This is a genomic window from Rhodococcus sp. OS5 (assembly GCF_056837585.1).
Map to the genome: position 1 here is coordinate 4630565 of NZ_CM166368.1, position 23084 is coordinate 4653648.

21 protein-coding genes are annotated in these 23084 nt (G+C 63.3%); 8 read left to right on the forward strand and 13 right to left on the reverse strand.

All coding sequences use genetic code 11. From position 1 onward, the window contains the following. Positions 1-73: 73 nt before the first annotated feature. A complete protein-coding gene (locus tag ACVZUB_RS21410; protein ID WP_482627744.1) occupies positions 74-418 on the forward strand; it encodes a DUF4288 domain-containing protein in 345 nt (114 codons plus the stop codon). 12 nt (positions 419-430) lie between these two features. Here ACVZUB_RS21410 and egtD read toward each other — a convergent pair whose 3' ends face one another. The 5 genes from egtD to ACVZUB_RS21435 all read right to left on the reverse strand — a co-directional run bounded on the left by egtD (position 431) and on the right by ACVZUB_RS21435 (position 6027). Continuing rightward, positions 431-1402 (reverse strand): L-histidine N(alpha)-methyltransferase, encoded by a 972-nt coding sequence (egtD, locus tag ACVZUB_RS21415; protein ID WP_030536289.1) that lies wholly within the window; start codon positions 1400-1402, stop codon positions 431-433. Then, positions 1399-2145, reverse strand: a complete 747-nt coding sequence (gene egtC / locus ACVZUB_RS21420; RefSeq protein WP_482627745.1) for an ergothioneine biosynthesis protein EgtC — start codon at positions 2143-2145, stop codon at positions 1399-1401. The genes egtD and egtC overlap by 4 nt, the downstream gene beginning before the upstream one ends. A 1-nt stretch (position 2146) precedes the next feature. Next, positions 2147-3454, reverse strand: coding sequence for an ergothioneine biosynthesis protein EgtB (gene egtB / locus ACVZUB_RS21425; RefSeq protein WP_387388545.1), 1308 nt, complete (start codon positions 3452-3454; stop codon positions 2147-2149). Then, the gene (gene egtA, locus ACVZUB_RS21430; RefSeq protein WP_054826087.1) at positions 3451-4674 is read right to left on the reverse strand and encodes an ergothioneine biosynthesis glutamate--cysteine ligase EgtA; all 1224 of its coding nucleotides are present in this window, start codon (positions 4672-4674) and stop codon (positions 3451-3453) included. Before egtA ends, egtB begins: the two co-directional genes overlap by 4 nt. Before the next feature lie 78 nt (positions 4675-4752). Then, on the reverse strand, positions 4753-6027 hold the full coding sequence (locus tag ACVZUB_RS21435; RefSeq protein ID WP_482627746.1) for an APC family permease: 1275 nt from the start codon (positions 6025-6027) through the stop codon (positions 4753-4755). Positions 6028-6041: 14 nt separating this feature from the next. Here ACVZUB_RS21435 and ACVZUB_RS21440 point away from each other — a divergent pair, with 14 nt between their 5' ends. Together ACVZUB_RS21440 and ACVZUB_RS21445 are read left to right on the forward strand one after the other, a co-directional pair. Further along, positions 6042-7223 (forward strand): aminotransferase class V-fold PLP-dependent enzyme, encoded by a 1182-nt coding sequence (locus ACVZUB_RS21440; protein WP_482627747.1) that lies wholly within the window; start codon positions 6042-6044, stop codon positions 7221-7223. Between the two features lie 82 nt (positions 7224-7305). Further along, positions 7306-8766 carry an FAD-dependent oxidoreductase gene (locus tag ACVZUB_RS21445; protein ID WP_030536294.1) on the forward strand — a complete coding sequence of 487 codons (1461 nt, stop codon included), beginning with the start codon at positions 7306-7308 and terminating at the stop codon, positions 8764-8766. Here ACVZUB_RS21445 and ACVZUB_RS21450 read toward each other — a convergent pair. Beyond that, the gene (locus tag ACVZUB_RS21450) at positions 8763-9968 is read right to left on the reverse strand and encodes a GAF domain-containing protein (RefSeq protein ID WP_232319110.1); all 1206 of its coding nucleotides are present in this window, start codon (positions 9966-9968) and stop codon (positions 8763-8765) included. The genes ACVZUB_RS21445 and ACVZUB_RS21450 overlap by 4 nt on opposite strands. A 290-nt stretch (positions 9969-10258) precedes the next feature. Here ACVZUB_RS21450 and ACVZUB_RS21455 point away from each other — a divergent pair, with 290 nt between their 5' ends. Beyond that, on the forward strand, positions 10259-10867 hold the full coding sequence (locus ACVZUB_RS21455) for a 50S ribosomal protein L25/general stress protein Ctc (RefSeq protein ID WP_003946242.1): 609 nt from the start codon (positions 10259-10261) through the stop codon (positions 10865-10867). A gap of 106 nt (positions 10868-10973) precedes the next feature. Further along, a complete protein-coding gene (gene pth, locus ACVZUB_RS21460) occupies positions 10974-11546 on the forward strand; it encodes an aminoacyl-tRNA hydrolase (RefSeq protein ID WP_003946229.1) in 573 nt (190 codons plus the stop codon). 3 nt (positions 11547-11549) lie between these two features. Here pth and ACVZUB_RS21465 read toward each other — a convergent pair whose 3' ends face one another. Further along, positions 11550-13184 (reverse strand): fatty acyl-AMP ligase, encoded by a 1635-nt coding sequence (locus ACVZUB_RS21465; RefSeq protein ID WP_058226046.1) that lies wholly within the window; start codon positions 13182-13184, stop codon positions 11550-11552. 352 nt (positions 13185-13536) lie between these two features. Between ACVZUB_RS21465 and ACVZUB_RS21470 the strand changes: the two genes are divergently transcribed. The 3 genes from ACVZUB_RS21470 to ACVZUB_RS21480 all read left to right on the forward strand — a co-directional run bounded on the left by ACVZUB_RS21470 (position 13537) and on the right by ACVZUB_RS21480 (position 16440). Beyond that, complete coding sequence (locus tag ACVZUB_RS21470; RefSeq protein ID WP_135000451.1) at positions 13537-15141, forward strand: peptide chain release factor 3; 1605 nt, start codon at positions 13537-13539, stop codon at positions 15139-15141. Further along, the gene (gene pnuC / locus ACVZUB_RS21475) at positions 15141-15791 is read left to right on the forward strand and encodes a nicotinamide riboside transporter PnuC (RefSeq protein ID WP_050654516.1); all 651 of its coding nucleotides are present in this window, start codon (positions 15141-15143) and stop codon (positions 15789-15791) included. The genes ACVZUB_RS21470 and pnuC overlap by 1 nt, the downstream gene beginning before the upstream one ends. A 340-nt stretch (positions 15792-16131) precedes the next feature. Beyond that, positions 16132-16440: a hypothetical protein gene (locus tag ACVZUB_RS21480; RefSeq protein WP_306669658.1), complete on the forward strand. Its 309-nt coding sequence runs from the start codon at positions 16132-16134 to the stop codon at positions 16438-16440. A gap of 18 nt (positions 16441-16458) precedes the next feature. On the opposite strand, the gene ACVZUB_RS21485 is transcribed toward ACVZUB_RS21480, so the two are convergent. The 6 genes from ACVZUB_RS21485 to ACVZUB_RS21510 form a co-directional block, all read right to left on the reverse strand. Next, a complete protein-coding gene (locus tag ACVZUB_RS21485; protein ID WP_064687522.1) occupies positions 16459-17133 on the reverse strand; it encodes a pyridoxine/pyridoxamine 5'-phosphate oxidase in 675 nt (224 codons plus the stop codon). A 25-nt stretch (positions 17134-17158) separates the two neighbouring features. Continuing rightward, entirely contained in the window at positions 17159-17659 is a 501-nt protein-coding gene (locus ACVZUB_RS21490) for a nuclear transport factor 2 family protein (protein ID WP_003946235.1), read from the reverse strand. A 97-nt stretch (positions 17660-17756) separates the two neighbouring features. Beyond that, complete coding sequence (locus ACVZUB_RS21495) at positions 17757-18398, reverse strand: TetR/AcrR family transcriptional regulator (RefSeq protein ID WP_054780876.1); 642 nt, start codon at positions 18396-18398, stop codon at positions 17757-17759. A 5-nt stretch (positions 18399-18403) separates the two neighbouring features. Continuing rightward, complete coding sequence (locus ACVZUB_RS21500) at positions 18404-20140, reverse strand: ABC transporter ATP-binding protein (RefSeq protein ID WP_209447835.1); 1737 nt, start codon at positions 20138-20140, stop codon at positions 18404-18406. Beyond that, entirely contained in the window at positions 20137-22050 is a 1914-nt protein-coding gene (locus tag ACVZUB_RS21505) for an ABC transporter ATP-binding protein (protein ID WP_482627748.1), read from the reverse strand. The genes ACVZUB_RS21500 and ACVZUB_RS21505 overlap by 4 nt, the downstream gene beginning before the upstream one ends. Then, complete coding sequence (locus ACVZUB_RS21510; RefSeq protein WP_166502528.1) at positions 22047-23039, reverse strand: ABC transporter substrate-binding protein; 993 nt, start codon at positions 23037-23039, stop codon at positions 22047-22049. The genes ACVZUB_RS21505 and ACVZUB_RS21510 overlap by 4 nt, the downstream gene beginning before the upstream one ends. Positions 23040-23084: the final 45 nt, after the last annotated feature.

The following is a 23084-nucleotide window of genomic DNA, read 5'->3' on the forward strand; positions in this document are numbered from 1 at the left end:
CCGACAAGTTTTTGCGAAATCCCGGGGTATTCACCGATACCTTTTGCGCTCCGATGTCACTACGTTCAATCGCATGACTCAGCATCCGACACGAGATCAACCGTACTTCGGCATAGCGATATTCGAGTTGGGGAAGAATGACGGGGTCGGGTGCTTCCACCGAGAGGACTGTTATCTCATCTGGGCTGGCGACCCCGCTGAGGCGCAGTCAAAATTCGAGCGCAAGGCCGGCGAGCGGGAGTATCCGCTCGGCGCGAGCGATGACCAGTCCTATGTAAAACTCGCGCATCTCGTGGATCTTGCGCCGGTGTCGGACGCTGTCCATACCGGCACCGCAGATCTCTACTCTCGACACTTCTCAAATATTGCCGCCTACAGAACTTTTGAGACACTTCTAGGAGGAGACAGCATCCTCTGACAAGCGCCCACTTCACGCCCGCTGCGCGCACAACAGCGCGAAGCGCTGATCCTGATCTGTCCACACCTTCCGTACCCCGAAGCCCGCGGACGCGAGTTCCGCGGCAATCCCCTCCTCGGTGAACTTCGCCGAGATCTCGGTGCGCAGCTGCTCGCCCGCTGCGAAGGTGATCTCCAGATCCAGGTCGTCGATATGCACCGAGACTTCACGAAGTGCTTCCAGGCGCATCTCGATCCACTCGTTCTCGGCATCCCAGAGCGCGACGTGACGGAAGTCCTCCAAGGGAAAGTTCGCTCCCAGTTGCTTGTTCAGGACCGAGAGAACATTGAGATTGAACTGAGCAGTCACACCGGCAGCGTCGTCGTAGGCGGGCACGAGGACTGCGGGATCGATCACCAATCCCACGCCCAGGATCAGGTTCTCACCGGGATCGAGCACCGCTGCAATGCCCGAGAGGAACTCGGCGCGTTCTGCCGGAACGAGATTGCCGAGAGTTCCACCGAGAAAAGCGACTGCGCGCCGTCCGCCCCCGGGTAGATGATGCAGCGAACCGGTGAAGTCACTGACCACCCCGACCACGTCGATTCCGGGAAACTCGGCACCGACTTGCTGCGCCGCACCTTCGAGGGCCGTCACCGAAACATCCTGCGGTACATACGTTCGCAGAGTTCCGCGAGCCGTCATCGCGTCGAGGAGTAACCGCGTCTTCTCAGAGGAACCTGAACCCAGTTCGATCAGGATCTCGGGTTCGGTCAACGCCGCGATCTCGTCGGCGTACCGAGCGAGCAGGCCGCGTTCGGTACGGGTGGGGTAATACTCGGGTAAGGCCGTGATCTCCTCGAAGAGTTCACTTCCACGCGCGTCGTAGAACCATTTGGGCGAGAGCCACTTCGGCGTAGCGGTCAAGCCCTCCCTGGCCTCGGCTCGCAATGCGTCGACCGATTCGGCCGGTGTCAGATAAACCTCGAGCGTAGGGGTTTTCATTGTTCTCCCATCGGTATCGGGGTGATGATCAAATGGCCGGGACGCGCGCAGACGATGTGCCGGTCCGGCACCTGCTCCCAGTTCGGCGAACGATCGGACGGTTCGGAAACGATCAGTGCCCGCGACTCGTCGACCCGCGTGTACAACGTGTGGCCCCACGCCGTGGCCCACAGTTCCTGCCCGTCGCCGAACAGGAGGTTCAATCGTGAATCCGGTGCCGCCGCAGCCACATCGTGAACGAGGCTCGTCACGGCGGCCTCCGCGGGCTTCGACTTCAACCGATGCCGAAGCACTGTCCACAACAAGGCAGCATCCGTCGGGGCGGGCATCTTCAGCAGTTCGACGGCCGGAACTTCTGCTGCCAAGTCGGCGAGTGAGCCAGGCCAACCGGACACCGCTCCGTTGTGGCTGAAAGCGTAGGTTCCGTCGACGAACGGTGCGCAGGCACCGATCTCGACGGCCATCCCCTCCGTCGCGGAACGTACGGCGGCGACAACGGATCCGGAAATGATGTGGGACAACGTCTCGTCGACTGTCGGGTCCGACCAGATCGGCGAGATACTGCGGTACCGTCCCTGCCTTCCACCGTTCCACCACACCGCGCCGAATCCGTCGGCATTGACGGTCCCGCCGCCACGCATCTCGCGAGGTGCCCACGACTGTCGCATCAGTGAGTTCTCGCCGTCGTGGAGGAGTTCACGAACCGAACGCGGCGGCCCGAGATACCCGAGGTGCCGACACATGTCAGGATCTACCCGAAATCGTTCTGGCGCAGCGAAAACCCGAGAAGATCTGGCGCCTGATCGGGTGGTCCCAGTTGCGGAACGTCCCCCGGCAGGCAACGCTGTCGGTCCCGAACGATCCCCCTCGCAACACTTTGTAGTCGCCGCCGAAGAACACCTCCGAATACTCCCGATACGGGAAGGCCCGGAAACCCGGATACGGATGGAAACCCGAAGACGTCCACTCCCACACGTCACCGATCAACTGCTCGACACCCGCTGCCGACGCACCCGCCGGGTACGAGCCGACGCCGGCGGGACCGAGATGGCGCTGACCGAGATTGGCTTGATTCTCGTCTGCGGACACGTCCCCCCACGGGAATCGTCGCGATCTTCCGGATTCCGGATCCCACCGCGCGGCCTTTTCCCATTCCGCCTCGGTGGGAAGCCGTTTGCCTGCCCAACTCGCGTAGGCCTCGGCTTCGTAGAAGCTCACATGCACGACGGGCTTGTCCGGTGGGACCGGAGCCTCGACGCCGAAAGTCTCGTGCCACCAACCCGAACTGTCGCGTTCCCAGAACAGTGGTGCACGGAGTTTCGCGTCGACGCGATGCCGCCAACCGTCTCGAGACCACAGTTCCGGTCGGGAATAGCCGCCGTCCTCGATGAATTCGACGAACTGCCCATTGGTGACCGGGAATCTGTCGATCGCGAAGTCGGTGAGATAGACCTGATGCGCAGTGCGCTCGTTGTCGAGTGCCCACGGTTCGTCGTCGGTCCCCATGACGAAGGGGCCGGCGGGGATCGTGACCTCGTCGAGTTCCGGCATGCGGGCCGCTTGCGGAGCGGGTGTGGCAACGAGTGCCGTGGGTCCCGAACGCAATTGGTGTGTTGCGAGCATGGTTTCGGCGTGTTGCTGCTCGTGCTGCGCGATCATCCCGAAGGCAAAACCGTCCATGTCGAGTTCTGTGCGTCCGAAGGTGCTGGCTTCGAGCACATCCCAGACCTTCCCGCGAACCGTACGTACGTATTCGCGCGCCTCGGCCGGGTTGAGCAGGGGAAGTGTGGGTCTCGACGATCTCGAATGCTTGAACGCGTCGTACAGCTCGTCTATGTCGCTACGCACCGGATCGCGGCCACCGACATCTCGCACCAGCCAGAGTTCCTCTTGATTGCCGATATGCGCCAGGTCCCACACGAGTGGACTCATCAACGGGGAATGCTGAGCGACCAATTCGGTATCGTCGACGCAGTCGGTGAGCAGCGTCGACCGCTCACGCGCTCGCAGAAGTACGGCCTCGACCGCTTCCTTGGTGATCTCCCCCGTCATGTGTCGCTCTCACCGGGCACAATTGCGCGACAACACCGTTCGGCTGCGGCATCGAGAAGACGGACAAACTGCGGCTCCGGCGCGTACGACGCGGCAAGCGACATCAGAGAGGTTGCCGCCGAACGCAGTTCGACGTCGTCCAGACCGTACTCTGCCGCATCCCGCCATCTCCCGGCCGTCGACGCTGCGGCATCACTCGCCTCACGCATCACGGCAGGCCCGGACAGCAACGCGTCGATCGCTGCTACCGGTACTCGCCACAGATCTCCCGGCTGCGCATCGATGTAGCGAACCTCCAGATGGCCGACAGCGCGAACCGGCGGGAACAGCGTGGACAGGTGATAGTCCAAGTCCGCCCAGACGGGTCGGCGTCCGATCTCGGCATCCACAGCGCCGTCTATCCAGTCCCCGAAAGTGGCACCCCGCGGAGCCGTCCAATCGTCGCCCTCGTTTCGCACACACATCAGCGGAACATCGAGCGCCCAGCCGGCGTAGTCCTGCACTTCCGGGACTGCGACCGTTCGCCAGGAATCGAGTTCGAGCCACGTCCGCATGCGTTGGGACGCCCAATCCCCTCTCGGAACCCCTTGCAAGCGTGGAGAACATGCAAACGCAGCGATGAGCGCCGGCCCCATGTCCCCGAGGAGCCGCCAACGCTGGGCAATGGACTCCGGGCTGCCGCCGGCATCGACACTGACCTGCACTGCTGCTGTATTGCACATCATCAAGGTGCCGTACGGTCCTATCCCGGCGAAGCGGGATTCCATTGCGCAATAACGTGGCAACCGGAGAATCCGGGAAGGTGGGCGGGCGACGTCGGCCGCGGCAGAACTGATTTCGATGGAGTACGACGCGAGGAGTGTTTCGAGAGTACGACGGTCTTCGTCGAGACAGTCACACAGTTCTCGGGCGGACGTCCGCGGCGCTGACGAGAGTTCGATCTGTCCGCCAGGTTCTACGGTGACGAGGCTGCCACGAGGAAGCGGAACCGCTGGTGAATCCGGGTCGATACTGGTGGGTGCGTGTCGCCCGAGTGCCTTTGCCAGAGTCGCTGCTGACGGCCGCTCCCCACCGGGAACCTGGCTGGTCAGCCACTCGAGCTCAGCTCCGACCAAACGGGGTGGCCCCTGTTTGAAGCACACACCACCGACGTAGGCCTCGGCCGCAGGACGTGAATCCACCTGCGTGGTCTGTGCTGCTGTCAACGCTGCTGTCACCATTCGACTTCCCCTTCGGGCGGTCTTCGCGGTCGCTACCGACGATAGAACGCCAACGTCCGAGATGCACCCTTTGTGGTGTTACGTGTCGTTGAATTTCTTCAGTCGTATCCACCGGTACCCACAACCGGACAGAACCACACCTGCGCCGGAAACAACCGCGATCCACGGAAGTGTGACCACCAGAACGACACAACCAGCCGCGCCGACCGCTTGCAGCCACTTCGGATACATCCGGTCCACACCGCGTTGGCTGTACGCACTCACGTTCGCGACGAAGTAGTAGAGCAGCACTCCGAACGACGAAAAGCCGATCACCCCACGAAGATCGGTTGTCGAGACCAAGGCGATCACAACGGCACCGACCACAAGTTCCGCATGGTGAGGGACCCCGAACCGTGGATGGACTGCAGCGAGGGCCACTGGCAGATCGCGCTCGCGGGCCATCGCCATCGCCGTACGACTCACGCCGGCGATCAGAGCCAGCAGCGCCCCCGCCGACGCCGCCGCGGCACCGATCACCACTACGGGAACGGCCCAACTCCACCCGACTGCGCCCACCGCATCTGCCAGTGGTCGCGCCGAATTCGCCAGCCGATCAGGTCCCAGCGTCACCAACAGCACCACCGCTACCAGCGCATAGAGGATGACGGCGACGGTGAGTGCGATCAGGATCGCCCGCGGAATCGTTCGACGCGGATCACGCACTTCCTCCCCCAGCGTCGCGATCCTGGCGTACCCGGCGAAGGCAAAGAACAGCAGTCCCGCCGATTGCAGAATGCCGTACCACGACCCGAATGCGAGATCCGGGAACTCGCGCACCGCACCAGGACCGACGACGGCAACCACCAGCGCTACACACAGCGCCGTCGTCGACACGGCGACGATCACCCTGGCCATGTGCGCCGTCCGCGTGACTCCGCGGTAGTTGACTGCAACCAGCGCTGCCACCACCAATACCGCGACGGGGACACGCCAGGCCGTAGGCGCAACATACGTCGCGAAAGTCAGAGCCATTGCCGCGCAGCTCGCGGTCTTCCCGATCACGAACGACCAGCCGGCGGCAAACCCCCACCAGGGTCCGAGCTGCTCACGTCCGTAGACGTAGGTCCCACCTGAAGTGGGGTATCTGGCCGCAAGCTGCGCCGACGACGTCGCGTTGCAGTAGGCGATGAACGCTGCAATCACCAGGCCCACAAGCAACCCGGTACCGGCTACTGCGGCAGCGGGCGCGAACACCACGAAGACTCCGGCGCCGATCATCGCGCCGAGGCCGATCACCACGGCATCGGACGTGCCCAGTCTTCGCTCCATCGGGACAGCTTCGTTCACAGGTAGTTTGAACCACACCGACATGAACGGAAGGTGCCATGTTCGATCTCGACACGATCCGCCGCGACACTCCCGGATGCCTCGACAAGGTGTTCCTCGACAGCGCGGGATCCTCGCTCCCGCCCGAGCCGGTGCTGACCACGATGATCGAGCACCTGAGACGTGAAGCCGACGTCGGCGGATACGTCGCAGCTGCTCGTCAGAGCGGCGCCCTCGCTGCTGTTCCCCATTCGCTGGCCCGGGTCATCGGTGCTCAGGCAACCGATATCGCTTTGACGGACAGCGCGACCCGTGCGTGGAACGACTTCCTCGCTGCCGTTCCGCTCGGACCCGGTGATCGAATCCTCATCAGCGGAGTCGAATACGCGAGCAACGCCATCGCTGCACTGGGGCGGGCGCGTTCGACCGGTGCCCACGTCGAGATCATCCCGAGCGATCAGTACGGACGCATCGACCTCGACGCACTCGAGAACATGCTCGACGATCGTGTTCGCGTCGTCTCCGTCGTCCACATCCCCACCAACGGCGGCCTGATCAACCCCGTCCGCGAGGTCGTCGAACTCGCGAGGGCCCACGGCTCGCTCGTTCTGCTCGACGCATGCCAGTCCGTCGGCCAATTGCCCATCGACGTCACCGAACTCGGCGTCGACGCCCTCAGCGCAACCGGCCGCAAGTGGCTCCGCGGGCCACGCGGAACCGGATTCCTGTACGTCCGCCCCGGACTCGTCGACGCACTCGAACCCGCTGCGATGGACCTGCACGGAGCGGAATGGACCAGCGAGAACAGCTTCGTCCCTGCGCCGGATGCAACACGATTCGAGCTCTGGGAAACGAGTGTCGCGGCGCGCCTGGGTCTCGGCGTCGCCGCCGACTATCTGCTCTCGATCGGCACCGACACGGCGTGGGAGCAGATCGAATCCCGAGCAGTCACGCTGAGGGAAGGTCTGGCAGCGATTTCCGGAGTCGAAGTCCGCGATCGAGGAACCCATCTGAGCGGCATCGTTTCCTTCACCGTCGACGGTATTTCCGAGCACCTGGTTCGGGATCAGCTTGCAGCACAGAACATCACCGTCACCGTCAGCGGTCGCGGGTCCACGCTCCTCGACATGGATGCCCGCGGACTCGACGCCGTGGTTCGCGCATCGCCGCACTACTTCGTCGACGAAGCCGACCTGGACACATTTCTGGGCGCGGTGAGGAGTTTGCAAACCTCCCGTTGACCGGGACCATGCCTGATCTGCGGAAGTCGAAACTGCAACTGTGGGGTGATCAGCAGTTTCGCCTTCCGAGAGGACTATTCGCATGGCCGACCCCACCGTCAGACCGATCTCCGCTGCCGACATCACCACCTGGGACTACGAGGCCGACGTCGTCGTCGCGGGATACGGCATCGCCGGCGTCACCGCTGCGATCGAAGCAGCTCGTGCCGGCGCCGAGGTGCTCGTCCTGGAGCGGACGGGCGGTTGGGGCGGAGCCGCGTCACTGGCTGGTGGATTCATCTACCTGGGCGGTGGAACGCCGTTGCAGAAGGCGTGCGGGTTCGAGGACTCGGTCGAGAACATGAAGACGTTCATGAAGGCAGCGCTTGGCCCCGGAACCGACGATACGAAGATCGACGCGTACTGCGAGGGCAGCGTCGATCACTACAACTGGCTCGTCGACGCCGGGGTCCCGTTCAAGGAATCGTTCTGGGGTCAGCCCGGCTGGGAACCGCCGTACGACGACGGCCTCATGTACTCGGGAGGCGAGAACGCCGCGCCGTTCAACACCCTCGTCGATCCCGCGCCCCGCGGACACGTTCCGCAGATGTCCGAGAAGAACACCGGCGAGAAGGGCGGCGGCTACATGCTGATGAAGCCACTCGTCGAGACGGCCGAGAAGCTCGGTGTCCGAGCAGAATACGATCTGCGCGTCCAAACTCTGGTGGTAGACGGCGATCGGGTTGTCGGCGTCGTCGCCAAGCGTTACGGCAAGGACGTCGCGATTCGCGCACGCAAGGGCGTCGTGCTGGCGATGGGCAGCTTCGCGTACAACAACGAGATGGTGCGCTCGAACGCACCGCGTATCTTCGGCCACCCGGCGGCCTCCATCGAGGCGCACGACGGCCGCGCAATCCAGATCGGTCAGGCACTCGGCGCCGACACCGCACACATGGACGCCACCGAGGTCGCGTTCTTCTGCGACCCACAGTTGATGGTGCGCGGCATTCTTGTCAACGGCCGCGGTCAGCGATACATCCCCGAGGACACCTACCCCGGCCGCATCGGCCAGGCAACGCTGTTCCAGCAGGATAACCAGGCATTCCTCGTGATCGACGAAGCTGCGTACGAGGAAGGCATGAATGCCGAATCGTCCAGTGCACAGTTGCGGGCGCAGCCGAGCTGGGTGGCGGAGACCGTCGAGGAACTCGAAGGCGAGATGGGATTGCCCTCCGGATCGCTGCAATCCACCGTCGACCTCTACAACCGGCACGCGGCTGAAGGTTCGGATCCGGTGCTCGGCAAGAAGTCCGAGTGGGTGAAGCCGATCGTCGGCCCGTTCGCGGCAATCGATCTCCGTGGCCGCACAGGCGGATTCACGCTGGGAGGATTGAAGACCACCGTCGATTCCGAGGTTCTGCACGTCTCGGGTGCGCCGATCCCCGGACTTTTCGCAGCGGGTCGCTGCACGTCCGGTGTCTGTGCGGGCGGTTACGCCAGCGGGACAAGTCTCGGCGACGGCAGCTTCTTCGGACGTCGTGCCGGAATCAGCGCGGCGCGCTAGATCACCACAACTCGCACACCGTCGGCAAAGCGGTACGGCTGAGTCTGCAGGACCGCGCCGAGGTGTTTCCTCAGTCTGGACACCTCGGCGCGCACTGCCACGACATGCTCGCGATCACCGAAGAGCACTTCGCTCAGGCCTGCGGCATCCACACCTGCCGAACCGACGGCTGCCAGTGCCCGCAAGATCTGAGCGTGACGCGGCGAAAGCGCGCGCGTCCAGTTGGCGTCACCACGCACCGTCACCTGCGGCGATGCGCCGAGGGCCAGCTCCAGCTCGATCAACGGCCCGCCGACGCCGGTGCGCAACAGCCAGCCGTCTCCGAGCGGCTCAGGCAGACACATCCCCAGACCTGGCACGATGACGGGCTTTCCCGCACTGGGTGCTGCCACGCGGTCAGGCGCGGCAATCCCGCTGGCGCCGGCCACCCAGCCGTACTCGTCGACCACCAATGCCGGACCTGTTCCTGCCGCGAACAGCGGTGCCGCCCGCGAGCGCAGGCGCTCGAGCGAAGCTGCGTGCTCGCGCCACAGCGTCGCCTCCGCGAGGCGAACCGCGGTGCGCACCAGCGCGACGGTGGTGGGATGAACCGAAGCTGCGGATCCACTGATGTCCACCACGCCCAGGATCTCGCCCGTCCGTGGGTCGTGCACGGGCGAGCCGGTACACGACCAATTGTGATGCGTGGGCGCATAGTGCTCGGCCGAGAAGAGTTGCACCGCAGAGTCTTCGATCAGCGCGGTACCTATCGCGTTGGTCCCCACCGACTGCTCCGACCAGCGTGCGCCTTCCGCGAACCCGAGAGCGTCCGCCGCACGTTTGACGGTCTTCGCCCCTTCGCGCCAGAGCAGGACACCGTCGGCGTCGGCAACGACCACGATGAAGCCCGCGTCCTCGGCGACCTCGGTGAGCGTGGTTCGCAGTTCGGGCAGAACGCTTCGCAGCGCGGTACGCGAACGCCTCGCCTCCAACTCGGAGAAATCGGCGACAGTAGACGCACCGCAGTGATCCGGCGTGAGCCCGCCGGCGGCCACCCTCGACCACGACCGCGCCACGACGGTCCGCGGCTGCGCCGGTGGTTCCTGGCCGGAGAGAACTGCGTCGTGCACCCGACTGAGTAGGCGAGCATGCTGCGACAGGTCGGTACCCGGCACGACGGCACCGAGCCGACTGCCTTCGGGAGCGTTCCCCACGATGGTCACTCCGTCAGGCTACCGCTTTCGATGTGACGCGAACCACGTCCACACGGCCAGGTCCCCACCACCTGCGATTAGCGGCCGGGAGCAAACTCCGGTAACGTATCCAAAGTTGTCTCGGCGAGGGTGAATCGCAGCAGTTCCACACGTTGCAGGTTTACCGTGATCGACGCGGCTACGGCTCAGCTCGAGCGTTTCGCTCCTGGCCGTGTGCGCGCCTGTCCGCCTTGCCGCAGGCAAAACCACACGTCAGTAAACCGAGCACGAACCCCGTGAGTTGTAGGAGCCGTTTCATCATGTCTGAAGAAAACAACCTCGTCGCCGTCGTCCGCACCGAATTCGGCAAGGGCGCAGCTCGCCGCGCACGTCGTGACGGCCAGGTCCCCACGGTTCTGTACGGCCACGGTGAAGATCCCCGCCACCTCAATGTGCCGGCTCGCGACTTCGCCGCCATCCTCCGTGCACACGGCACCAACGCCATCCTCACCCTCGACATCGAGGGCACGGAGCAGGTTGCACTGACCAAGTCGGTCGTCGTGCACCCCATCCGCAACTACATCGAGCACGCCGACCTCCTCGTCATCAAGAAGGGCGAGAAGGTCACGATCGACGTGAACGTCATCGTCGTCGGCGATGCTGCTGCAGGCACGATGGTCGCGCAGGACGCATCCACGATCTCCATCGAGGCCGACGCGCTTCACATCCCCGAGCAGATCGAGGTTTCGGTCGAGGGTCTCGAGATCGGCACCCAGATCCTGGCCAGCCAGCTCGAACTGCCCAAGGGCTCGACCCTGCAGGCTGACGCCGACACCCTGATCGTCAACGTCGTTGCTGCACCCACCGAGGCAGACCTCGAAGAGGGCGCAGAAGCTCCCGCCGCCGACGAGGCTGCAGAAGAGGCCTGATCCTCTCGGTTCCAACAGAACTCACTGCGCGCGGCGCGTCATTCCGATTCGGAGTGACGCGCCGTTCGTGCGTAGCAGGAAAAATCAAGCCAGAAAGTAGCGTCCGTTGAGCACAGATACCGCCCTCGTCATCGGCCTGGGTAATCCCGGCCCCCAGTACGAGAAGACCCGGCACAACGTCGGCTTCATGGTCGCCGGCACCCTTGCCGGGCGCATGGGCGGAAAGTTCAACGTACACAAGAAGAGTGGTGCCGAAATCGTCGAAGGTCGCCTCGCCGGCCGGCGCGTGATTCTCGGAAAACCACGCTCGTACATGAATCTCTCGGGTGGCGCTGTCGCCGGTCTCGCGCGGTTCTTCTCGGTCGACGCCGCGAACATCATCGTCGTCCACGACGAACTGGATCTCGATTTCGGGACGATCAGACTCAAACTCGGCGGCGGCGAAGGCGGCCACAACGGCCTGCGGTCCATTTCGAGTTCGTTGACCACCAAGGACTACCTGCGCACGCGCGTCGGGATCGGTCGTCCGCCGGGCCGCATGGACCCGGCGGACTACGTTCTCAAGCCGTTCTCGTCCACGGAGCGAAAAGAACTCGATCTCGTATGCGAAGAGGCTGCGGATGCAGTGGAGCTACTGCTCGAACTCGGGTTGGAAGCCGCACAGAACCGCCTGCACTGACGGTCAGTTACCCAGCAGTGCAGCCGAATTCGCGCGGCGGAGCTTCCCCGACGACGTCTTCGGGATACTGCCGGGACCCAGGACCGCAACGGCACGAGGTCGGACACCGACGTCGGCAACCACGGCGTGGACCACTTCGCGTTCGATACGCTTGACCTCTTCCGGATCTTCGAAAGCGTTGGTCTCGACGGCGACTGCAAAGCTCTCACGCTTCTGGCCGGCGTCGAGACGAATCGCGACGGCGTTTCCGGGACGCACACCGGCAACGGTTCCGGCCGCCCGTTCGATGTCTGTGGGGTACACGTTCCGGCCGCCCATGATGATGACGTCCTTGACACGCCCGCACACCACGACCAGTCCTTCCTCGGTGAAGTACCCGACGTCACCGGTGTCGAGCCAACCGTCGGCGTCCTGGGCCGGCTTGTGTCCGTCGACCGTGACGTACCCGGGAGTGACTGCCTTGCCGCGAACCTCGATGATTCCGACACCGCGGGCCGGAAGCACCTGACCGTCACGGTCGACGATGCGTCCCTCGAGGTCAGGCACCATCTTGCCGAGTGTGGCGAGGGCACGAGCGTTGGGGCGATTGGACGGCACCGCTCGAGACATCGATTCGAGAAAGTCTGGATCGACGTAGTCGAGGACCTGACCTTGATCGGGATCCGGAATCGACACGGCGAGCGTGGTTTCCGCCATTCCGTACACGGGCGCCAGCGCAGTCGGGTTCAAACCGAAACGCGCACCTGCCTCGGCGAGTGCATCCATCGTGTCGGGATCCACCGGCTCGGCGCCGTTCCACATGTATCGGACGCTGGACAGGTCGACTGCCCCGTCTTCCGCCTGTGCGAGTCGACGAGCCAAGAGCGAGTACGCGAAGTTCGGTGCGGCGGTGACGGTTCCGCCGTACTTGCCCATCAGTTCGGCCCACAGCACCGGGGTGCGCAGGAAATCCATCGGCGTGATGCTGATGACCTCTGCGCCCACCTGCATCGGAACCGTGAGAAAACCGACCATGCCCATGTCGTGGAAGAGCGGAAGCCAGCTCACCATCACGTCGTCTTCGATGGAGAACTTGATGCGGTTGATCATGGCGTAGGCATTTATGTAGAAGTTCTCGTGCGTGATCTGCACGGCCTTGGGCGAACCGGTGGAACCGGACGTCAACTGCTGGAGTGCGATATCCGATTCGGCCGTCTCCACGGGATCGATCGACGTTCCGCTGCGAAGCTCGTCCACCGTCACGACGGTGATGCCACGCTCTTCGAGGAGCGGCTTGGCCGCGTCGAAGGGCGCACCCAGAATGACGGCTTTCGCGGAGATCATGTCGATCACAGTCTCGGTGTCCTGAGCCCAGACGCCCAGATCCGTTCGGGGGGTCGGCTGATGCAGCATCGTCACCGACGCACCGCGCATCCACGTCGCCTGGCAGGCAGGTGCGATGTCGACGGGCTGTCCGGCGAGAATGCCGATCGCGACGCCGCGATCGATACCGACCTCGGCCAGGCCGCCGGCCATGCGCCGAGCCTCCTGGTGGATGTCGCCCCAGGTCTGACGGAAAGCGTTGTCCGGCTCTCCCGTCACCAGGCCGCGGTCGGTGACTGCGGCGGTCGCATACATCTCTTCGGTGAACTTGCTCAACGCAACTCCTCGGTCAGTGTCACTCTTCGATCAGTGCAACTCTTCGCAGGACACAAATGGCTGTGTGTTCGAACACACACATACATGGATAATCAGCGATCGTTCGCCGAGTGTTACGCCGCAGTGGCTATTGCATCGTGGTCTGCGAGTATCCTTTCTCTGTTGTGCTGCCGCACTCTCCACCTGTCCGCGCACCGGCACGTCGCCGGCACCGACGCCCACTTCGAGAGGTTCTTCGTTGACTACCCCGTCCGACTCGACCGTCCCTTCCGACTCGACTGTCCAGTCCGACACCGAAGGCCCCGATTCAACCGAGAGCGGGTCGGTCGCGGTCACGACGACGACCAAGGGCCTGTCCGCCGAGGCAGAGCGTCGCCGCACCTTCGCCGTCATCTCGCATCCCGACGCCGGAAAGTCGACGCTGACCGAAGCGCTTGCACTGCACGCGAAGAAGATCTCGGAGGCAGGAGCCGTCCACGGCAAGGCAGGCCGCAAGTCGACGGTCTCGGACTGGATGGAGATGGAGAAGGCCCGCGGCATTTCCGTCAGTTCCACCGCACTGCAGTTCAACTACCACTCGTCCGAGACCCCGGACGAGCAGATCAACGTCATCAACCTCGTCGACACCCCCGGTCACTCCGACTTCTCCGAGGACACGTACCGCGTCCTGACCGCCGTCGACGCGGCGGTCATGCTCATCGACGCTGCCAAGGGCCTCGAACCGCAGACGCTCAAGCTGTTTCAGGTGTGTCGTCACCGCGGCATTCCGGTCATCACCGTCATCAACAAGTGGGACCGTCCCGGTCAGACTCCTCTCGAACTGCTCGACGAGATCAGCGAACGGATCGGCCTCACGCCCACCCCCCTGTACTGGCCGGTCGGCATCGCCGGCGACTTCCGCGGACTGCTGCGGCGCGGTGAAGACGGTGAGGCTCGCGAGTACGTCCGCTTCACCCGCACCGCAGGCGGCGCGAAGATCGCCCCCGAAGAGGTCATGGACGCCGACGCGGCGCTCGCCAAGGAAGGCTCCGAGTGGGAGACCGCGGCCGAGGAGAGTGAACTGCTCTCCGCTACCGGCCAGGACCACGATCAGGAGATGTTCCTCGCCGGTCAGACTTCCCCGGTGATCTTCGCGTCCGCGATGCTCAACTTCGGCGTCCGCCAGATCCTCGACACCCTCGTCGAATTGGCGCCGCCGCCGCGTGGGCGCGAAGACCTCAGCGGCAAGCCGCGCGAGGTCACCGATCCGTTCAGTGCGGTCGTCTTCAAGGTCCAGGCCGGTATGGACACCGCGCACCGCGACCGTCTGGCGTTCATGCGCATCGTCTCCGGCGTGTTCGAGCGCGGCATGGTTGTCACACACGCCCAAACCGGCAAGCCCTTCACGACCAAGTACGCCCAGACGGTGTTCGGACGTGAACGTTCCACCGTCGAATCCGCGTTCCCCGGCGACGTCGTCGGCCTCGTCAACGCCACCGCACTCGCACCCGGCCACACGCTGTACACCGAGAAGAAGGTGGAGTTCCCGCCGATCCCGTCGTTCGCGCCGGAACACTTCTCGATCCTGCGCGCCGAAAGCGCCGGCAAGTACAAGCAGTTCCGCCGTGCTGTCGACCAACTCGATTCCGAGGGCGTCGTCCAGATTCTCCGCAACGACATCCGCGGCGACGCCTCCCCCGTCATGGCGGCCGTCGGCCCGATGCAGTTCGAGGTCGTCGCAGCACGCATGAAGGCCGAGTTCAACGTCGAGGCCAAGATGGAACCGCTCGGCTACGCATTGGCTCGCCGTACCGACGCCGCGTCCGAGGTCGAACTGAACCGTCAACGAGGTGTGGAGGTCTTCACCCGTTCCGACGGTGTTCTGCTCGCCCTGGTCAGTGACAAGTGGCGCCTGCAGTACATCCAGAAGGAACTCCCGGATCTGACGCTCGAACCCCTCGTCGCTGCTGCGGACTGATGAGCCTGATCGAGGCGCTGTTCGACGCCGAACTGCACATCGGCAGCGCCACGATTCTCTGGCGAGAGATCATCGGAAACGCGTTCGGAATCGGCTCCGCGATCGCGGGCGCGCGACGCTCGGTATGGGCGTGGCCCGTCGGTATAGCCGGAAATGCCTTGTTGTTCACGGTGTTCATGGGCGCACTTTTCCACACGCCGCAAGAGCTCAATCTCTACGGCCAGGCCGGCCGTCAGTTGTTGTTCATCACCGTCAGCGTCTACGGGTGGACTCAGTGGCGACGCGGGGCACGCGACTCCGGTCGCGCAGTCCTGCCCCATTGGGCGACAACTCGCGAGCGCGTCGCCATGATCGCCGTCATGACCAGCGGCACAATCGCTTTCGCCTGGATCTTCGACCTCCTCGGCTCGTACGGAGCGTGGGCGGAGGCCTGGATCTTCACCGGCTCCATCCTCGCGACATACGGCATGGCGCGCGGCTGGACCGAATTCTGGCTCATCTGGATCGGCGTCGACGCCGTTGGTGTTCCCCTTCTTTTCCGAGCCGGCTATTACCCTTCGGCGATCCTCTATCTGGTCTATGCATTCTTCGTCCTGTGGGGCTTCGCAATGTGGCTGCGCATTCAACGCCGAACTCCACAAGGGGTGTGACCATAAACCAACTCCTGGTATGTTTGCGTCGATTAAGCAAACCGGCGGTCTGTTTACGGGCATCAGGAGCGAAACAATGGAAGACAAGAATTCTCACGGAATAGCGGGCCCCAACGGTTCCGGCAACGGATCGAGAGCCAATAGTTCCGCAAGTAATGGTTCTGCAAGCAATGGTTCTGCAAGCAATGGTTCTGGGAGCAACCTTTCCACGGGTAACGGTTCCAGCAGTGCCACCGCCACAGCGGATTTTCTGTCGACCGCACCCAAGCAATCCGATGCATTCACGTTTCCGCTTCCTGCCCGAACCACGACCGCACACAGCAGCGGAGAGGACCTTTCAGTGCCAGCTTCAACACGCGAATCATCGAGGACGCTCGAAACTCGAAGTCGTACCGTCGTACGTCGCGACGCGATGGGCGTAGCCGCCGTTCGAGTGGCCGGTCGACTCACCCACACCGAACTCATCGCAAATCAGGCCTCACCCTCGAGCGCACATTCCTCCGATCCCACGACGGATCTGGACGAGTTGCTCACGATGCTCGGCAGCTACCTGTTGTCCTCGGGGTTCGAACATCCCGAAATCCACGCCAAGCTGGGCGGACAGTCGATCGTCGTCAACCTCGTATCGCCGGAGATCAGCGCGAGCTGATCTGGGCCCAGCTGCCCCTTAGGGCCATAGCACTGCTCGTGTCCATGCTCGGTCCGAGCCGCGCCGGTACAACCACCGCTGATGTCGACGCCCGGAGTCTGCCTGCCAGAACTCGACAGACTCCGGCTCGAGGCACCACGCACGCCAGTCCTTCGACACGAACCCTGGGTCGTCGCTGATTCTTGCTTCCGCAGCGGCCACCGACGCGTCGTACGCCCCTAAGTCTTCGAGCACCTCGCTCTGCTTACTTGCCGTCGCCACCGCTCGCGCGGTGACGGAGCGTTCGACGAAGTCTCGGCGTCGAAGTGCGTCGTCGCCCTCGCGAACCGTTCCGCGAATCCGGACCTGTTGGCCTGTTTCGCGCCAGTAGAAGGCGAGCGATGCTCGCGGATTTTCTTTCAACTCAACACCTTTCGGCGAAGCAGCTGAACCAGAGAACCAGAACCCTCCCTCGGTCACGTCCTTGAGGATGAGGAAGCGAGAATCAGGCATACCGTCGCCGTCCACGGTCGAGAGCGCACACACGTGTGGCTCGACGACGCCGAAGGCCACGGCCGCACGGAGCCAGTCGAGGAACAACTCCCCCGGCTTTTCCGGAAAACACTCGGGCGCGGGCGGCGGAGTTCCGGTCAGCGCGGGGATACCGCGAATCCACGTCCGTACGTCAGGCAGCGAAAAATCTGCATCAACCATGAGCCGACTCTAATCGCGGGCGACGTCAGGAGACGTTGCGAACTACCGAGTCGCCGAACGACGGTTGCTGCAGCAGCGCCCACTTGTTGGACGTCAATCGGAAACTCGGCATGTCGGCGAGCGCCACCACCGATTCCCAGGTCCGCTCGTAGCTCGTGTGGGAGATTCGCCATTCACCGTCGCTGCAGCGGGTGTATCTGTCGTGATAGAAGGCCGATCCGCGAAGCAGCATGCCGTCTTCGGGGATTACCACTGTGTCCGCGAGGCACCAGATCCCGGTTGCGGTGTCTCCGTCGACGTCGATCTCGGGTTGCCCGCACTGATGTTCGGTGATGATGTGTGATCCGAGAGTGTTCTCGAGGAAGGAGACGAACGAATCTCGGGAATCGAAACTGAGTTGTTCTCCGTAGATCGCGGTGGCGTCGACGGTCAGAGTGTCGGCGAATTCGACCCACGATTTGGTGTCCAAGGCGCGTGCGTATCGGTACTTGAGTCTTTGGATGAGAACAATCGCTTCGAGATCCATGATCCCCGCCTCCCGGTGCAGCAACCACCCGTCCTATGTGTGCACATTAGCCTGTATCACGCCGAAACGGGCATTACTCTCAAAGCTAGTAGAAATGTCAGCCGATAACACGCTTTTCCAGGCCGTCGAGCATGATCGTGATCTTCTCGTCCAACCAACCTCGCCCGTGCCACGTCGATTCGTCGCCGATTCCCTCGATCAACGACTCCGATGCATTCCAACTTTCCTGATACGCCTGTCGCGCGGAACGTGAATCGGCGGAGCTGACGGTCTTGTCCATCGCCGCCATCATTGCGAACTGCGTCATCGTCACCTCGGAGATGAAGTCCACCGCCAATATCGCATCGTGGGGTGTGAAGCCTTGCGCAGTCAACGAACCGACCAGTTTCTCCACGATCTCGATTATCGCCGGCGGCGTGCCCGGAACTGCGAGACCGACCTGGGCCAGACCTGGATAGCGCTCGAACGAGGACCACAGAACGTCGCAGAAATCCTTCAGGAATTCGCGCCACGGACGATTCGTATCGGGCCATACAGTCTGACGCACAACATGATCCGAGCAGGCACGCAGCAGCGCTTCGCGGTCTGCGAAGTAGCGATAAAGTGCAGAATGACTGACGCCCAGCCGCTTTGCCACGCTCGGCATGGTCAGTTCACTCAGATCACCGGCGAGGGCGGCCTCGACGATGTCCACTGTCGACAACGTCGGCGGCCGCCCCGTCTTCTTTCCGGTCTGCATTCTGCTCAGCTTGCCACCAACCGCCATCCCGACGCACGGTGGCGCTGATTCCAGAACGCGGCGTAGTTCCCACCGGCTGCGAGCAGGACTTCGTGGGTGCCCACTTCGACGATCGAACCGTCGTCACCGAGCACGATGATCTGATCTGCGGCCACGACGGTCGACAGTTTGTGAGCGATCACGAGCAGTGTGCTTTCCCTGGCGAGTTCTTGCATCGCACGTTGAACGTGTGCCTCGTTCTCGGGATCGAGCGCGGCCGTCGCCTCGTCGAGCAGAACGACAGGTGCGCGTTTGAGGAGTGCGCGTGCAATGGAGACCCGCTGCCGCTCTCCACCGGACAGTGCCGTCCCGCCCTCACCGACACGGGTGTCCCAACCCCGCGGAAGCCGCTCGACGATTTCCGCGACGCCCGCGATCCGAGCCACGTCGAAGACTTCTTCGTCCGTGGCTTCGGGGCGGCCGAGGCGGATGTTCGCGATCAACGTGTCGTCGAAGAGGTACACGTCCTGGAAGACCAGAGACAGCTGCGACATCAGGTCGGCACTCGTGAGGTCCCGCACGTCGACGCCGCCGACACGCACCACACCGGAGTCGACGTCGTAGAAGCGCGAGATCAACCGAGTGACGGTGGTTTTGCCGGACCCTGACGGACCGACCAACGCCGTCAACGACTTCCGTGGCACGTCGAAGGAGATGTTTCGCAGAACCTGCCCACCGTCCGCGTATCCGAAGTCGACGGCGTCGAACTGCACTGCCGTCTCCCCCCTCGCCGCCCCGCTGGTATCGGGTTCGACCATTGGTTCAACTTCGAGGATCTCGGACATTCGCCGGATTTCATTGCGTGCCATTCTGATTGCACCGCCGAACTCGCCGATCTCACCCAGCGGCTGGATGAACCGTGCGGTCAGTCCGAGTAGCGCGATCAACGTGACCGGATCGATGTCGCCGCCGAGCGCGAGGAACGCGCCCAAGATGATCACGGCAGAGAACACGAATTGCAGGGCGATCCCGTTGACCACGGACCCGATCACCACGAACCACAGTTGTGAACGACCCGCAGTGTGTTGCGCTTCGATCGCGTCGTCGAGCGGTTCGTACACCCCGTGGGTGCGTCCGAAAGCACGCAGGACCGGTTGGCAACGCGCGTATTCGAGCACTCGATTGTTCGATTCGACGGCCGCTGCATGAGCCCGATCGTCGGCCTTGGCAGTCATCGTCGAGGCAAATCGTGCTGCCGCGAAGAGAATCGGAACGCTGATTACCAGCGCGAGCCCGAGCCGCCAGTCGAAGAACAACATGCACACGACAATGGTTGCCGGGCTGGCAATTCCGGAGATGATCGGTGTCATCAGGTGCGCAGCGGCCCCCATCACCGAGATGGTGCCCTTGCTGGCAACCTGCGATACCTGCCCGAGTCGGCCGGCGCCGAACCAGCCGAGCGGCAGAGTGACGAGATGATCTCCCAGGCGCAGATGCATCGTCCGCAGCAGAGTGAGGGCCGACTCGAAACCCTTCATCGCCTGCAGGTAGTGCGCAATCGAACTGATCACAGCGCATACGGCCATGGCGGCGAGCCACCGAACGAAACTGCCCCAATTCTGATCGAACAGTGCCTGCACCGCCGGGACCAGAAGCGCCACTGCCAAACCCTGCATCACGCCGTACAACACTGCCCACACCAGGAACTCGCGATATCGGCCCTGATTCTGCGGGCCGAGTATCCGGAAGAGGTCGCGAATCATGAGTTGGCCTTTCCTGCTGCGTCAGACGTACCTGCGATGCTGTCGGCCCGACTGTGCTCAATCGAGTCGGCCCGACTGTGTTCAATCGAGTCGGCCCGACTGTGACTCGCCCACATCCGGGCATAGGTTGAACCACTCGCCACGAGCTGATCGTGCGTGCCCTTCTCCACGATCCGTCCGGCGTCGAGGACCACGATCTGATCGGCACACACAATCGAAGCCAACCGGTGCGCGATCACCAGCACCGTGCGGCCGACCGTCAAACGCGACAGCGCTTCTTGGATATCGGCTTCGGACTCCGGGTCGGCGAACGCGGTTGCCTCGTCGAGCACGAGAACAGGAGTGTCCGCGAGAATCGCACGCGCGATGGAGACTCTTTGGGCTTCACCACCCGAGAATCTGGCGTCGACCCCGACCACCGAGTCGTACCCCCTCGGGAGCGCTTCGATTCGGGTGTCGATCTGCGCGGCTGCGGCAGCGGCCTTCACCTCGGCCGAAGTCGCCTGCGGTCGGGCAAGCCGAATGTTGTCGAGCACGGTCGCTTCGACCAGCTGCACGTCCTGCAGAACAAATCCGACGTGGCGGTACAGCTCGTCGGTAGCGACTTCCCTGACGTCGACACCACCGATGGCCACGGATCCGGCACGCACGTCGTGGAACCTCGGAACCAGCGTTGCCAGCGTCGACTTACCCGAACCCGAAGGTCCGACCAACGCCGTCACCGTGCCCTCCGGCAGCGTCAGATCGATGCCGGTCAGAACGTCGGCGCCGTCGTCGTATGCAAAGGAAACTCCGGAGAATCGAACTTCGTTCCCCACAGGCTTTTTCGGATGATCGGTTTCCGGCAGAGCGTCGGTTGCGAACAGCGCGATCAGTCGCGCCGCAGCGGCGGCTGCCTCACGGCGTGCCTGCATACCGAAACCGATGGTCGTCAGCGACACCGGAATCACCATCGCGACAAGAGAACTGGTCAGCACATCGATGGGTGACACCCATCCGGAGTGAACGAACCACGAGCCGAGGCCAAGGTTGACCACCAGCACAACCGGTGCGCTCAACGCAATCGAGGCCAGCGCCTCGGTCCGGAGCATCGGGCGAACCCAGCCCTCGTACGAGACGGCAAACGCCTTGGCAGCGTCGCGGTATCGAGAATGTGACTGCTTGTCCTGACCGAAGGTCTTGACCACTGCGATGCCGGTGACGAACTCGACGATGGTGTTGCTGATGGCCGCGATGCCCTCATTCATCCGGCTCAACTTGACGGCCATGTCCTTGGTCATCATCGCGTAGGCGATCATGTAGATCGGGAGGGTGGCAATCGCGACCAGTCCCAGACGCCAGTCGATCGAGATCACGTAGCCGAGCCCGACGAGCGGCACCGCAATGGCGCCGGTGGTCTCGACGGCGCTGTGCGCAACCAGGTAGTGGAGATCGGAGATGTCGTTCTGCGCGGCTTTTCGCACGGTTCCGGACGAGTGGGAGGTGAACCAGCCCAGTGGAAGTCGACCGAGTGTCGCTGCGATTCGACGCCGAAGCACAGCTTGAAGATTGACATCGGCGAAGTGCGTCACGATCAATGCACCGCCTCCGAAGAACGCGCGCATACCCAGACCGAAGACGACCACCCACACGATCGTCCAGACGCGAGACGAGTCGATGTCACCGCCCACGATCAGCGTCTTACCCAACTCGGCGATGGCCACGTACGGCACGATGGCCGCGACCGCGGCGATCACCTGCATCACCATCGCGATGGTGGTCCGTGTACGAACTGGCGCAAGGAGTTCGCGAAGCGCGCTCTTGTGCGCCGCCGCTTCAGCTTTGGCTTGCGAGGCTTCGGCCGTCGCTCCTTGTGATGCGTCGGCCTCTTCAGATGAAATGTCTGCTTTCGTAGCCTGTGTCGTCGTCATTTCGAGAACGCCTTCCATCGGGTTACTGCGTCGGCGTCGGATGCGATGCGGCCTTGGAGTTCCGCGCCGGTGAGAGTGAGATCGGCAAGAGCCTCGAGGTCTTCGAGGATCCAGTAGACCGCGAAAGGATAACTGCCGAACCAAAGTTCACCGCTCACGTCCACTGTGCGTCCGGCCTTCACTGCGGAGATCTCGTTGAACAGTGGATTTGCGTGAACTAGAGCGCCGTCGTAGATGTTGCCCGAGGTCACGACCATCGCGTCCGCCGCGTGCTGTCCGACCTCCTCGCCTGACACCGAAGACGTGGCAACACCTGTGTTGGGGCCGATCTTCGCGTCGAGTTCGGCTTGCGGGCGCCCGAAACCGGCTTCCTCGATGATCGAGGACATCGGCGACTGTGGGATGACGGTGTAGATGCCGCCGGAGAATCCCACCAGCACTGACAGTGTCTGCGGTTGCGCCTCGACCGTTCCGGATACTTCGGCAAATTTGGCCTCGAGCCTCGACACGATTTCGCGAGCTTCGGACTCTCGACCCAGTGCAGTCGCCGCGGTATTCAGAACTTCGCGCCACGGCGCCGCATAGGCGAGCACCGTCGTCGGGGCAATCTCGTTGGCCCGCACGGTGATCGACGTCAACGAGCCGACATCACTGAGCAGGATTCGGTCAGGATGAACGGCCGCGATCTGCTCCGCATCTGGTGATTGGAAGAACGTCGGTTTGTCGACGACCTCGATCCCCTCACTCTGCAATATCTCCTTCGCCGCCTGCGACTGCAGCGTGGCGAAGACCGTATCGGGCTTGACCCCGAGCGTGAGTGCGTTGAGCGCTGCGAACTCGTCCAGTGCGAGCAGTTTCTGAGGTGCAGGTACGGCCGACGACTCGCCTGTTTCCGATGCGTCTGCGTCATCGCCGCCCACGGAGCAACCGACAAGCGCCGTTGCTGTCGCTGCGAGTGCCGTTGCTCGCAGGCCCCACTGCTGCCGCATCCTTCTCTCCCCGCTTTAGTTACACGCTGTCTCGATTAGGGGAGC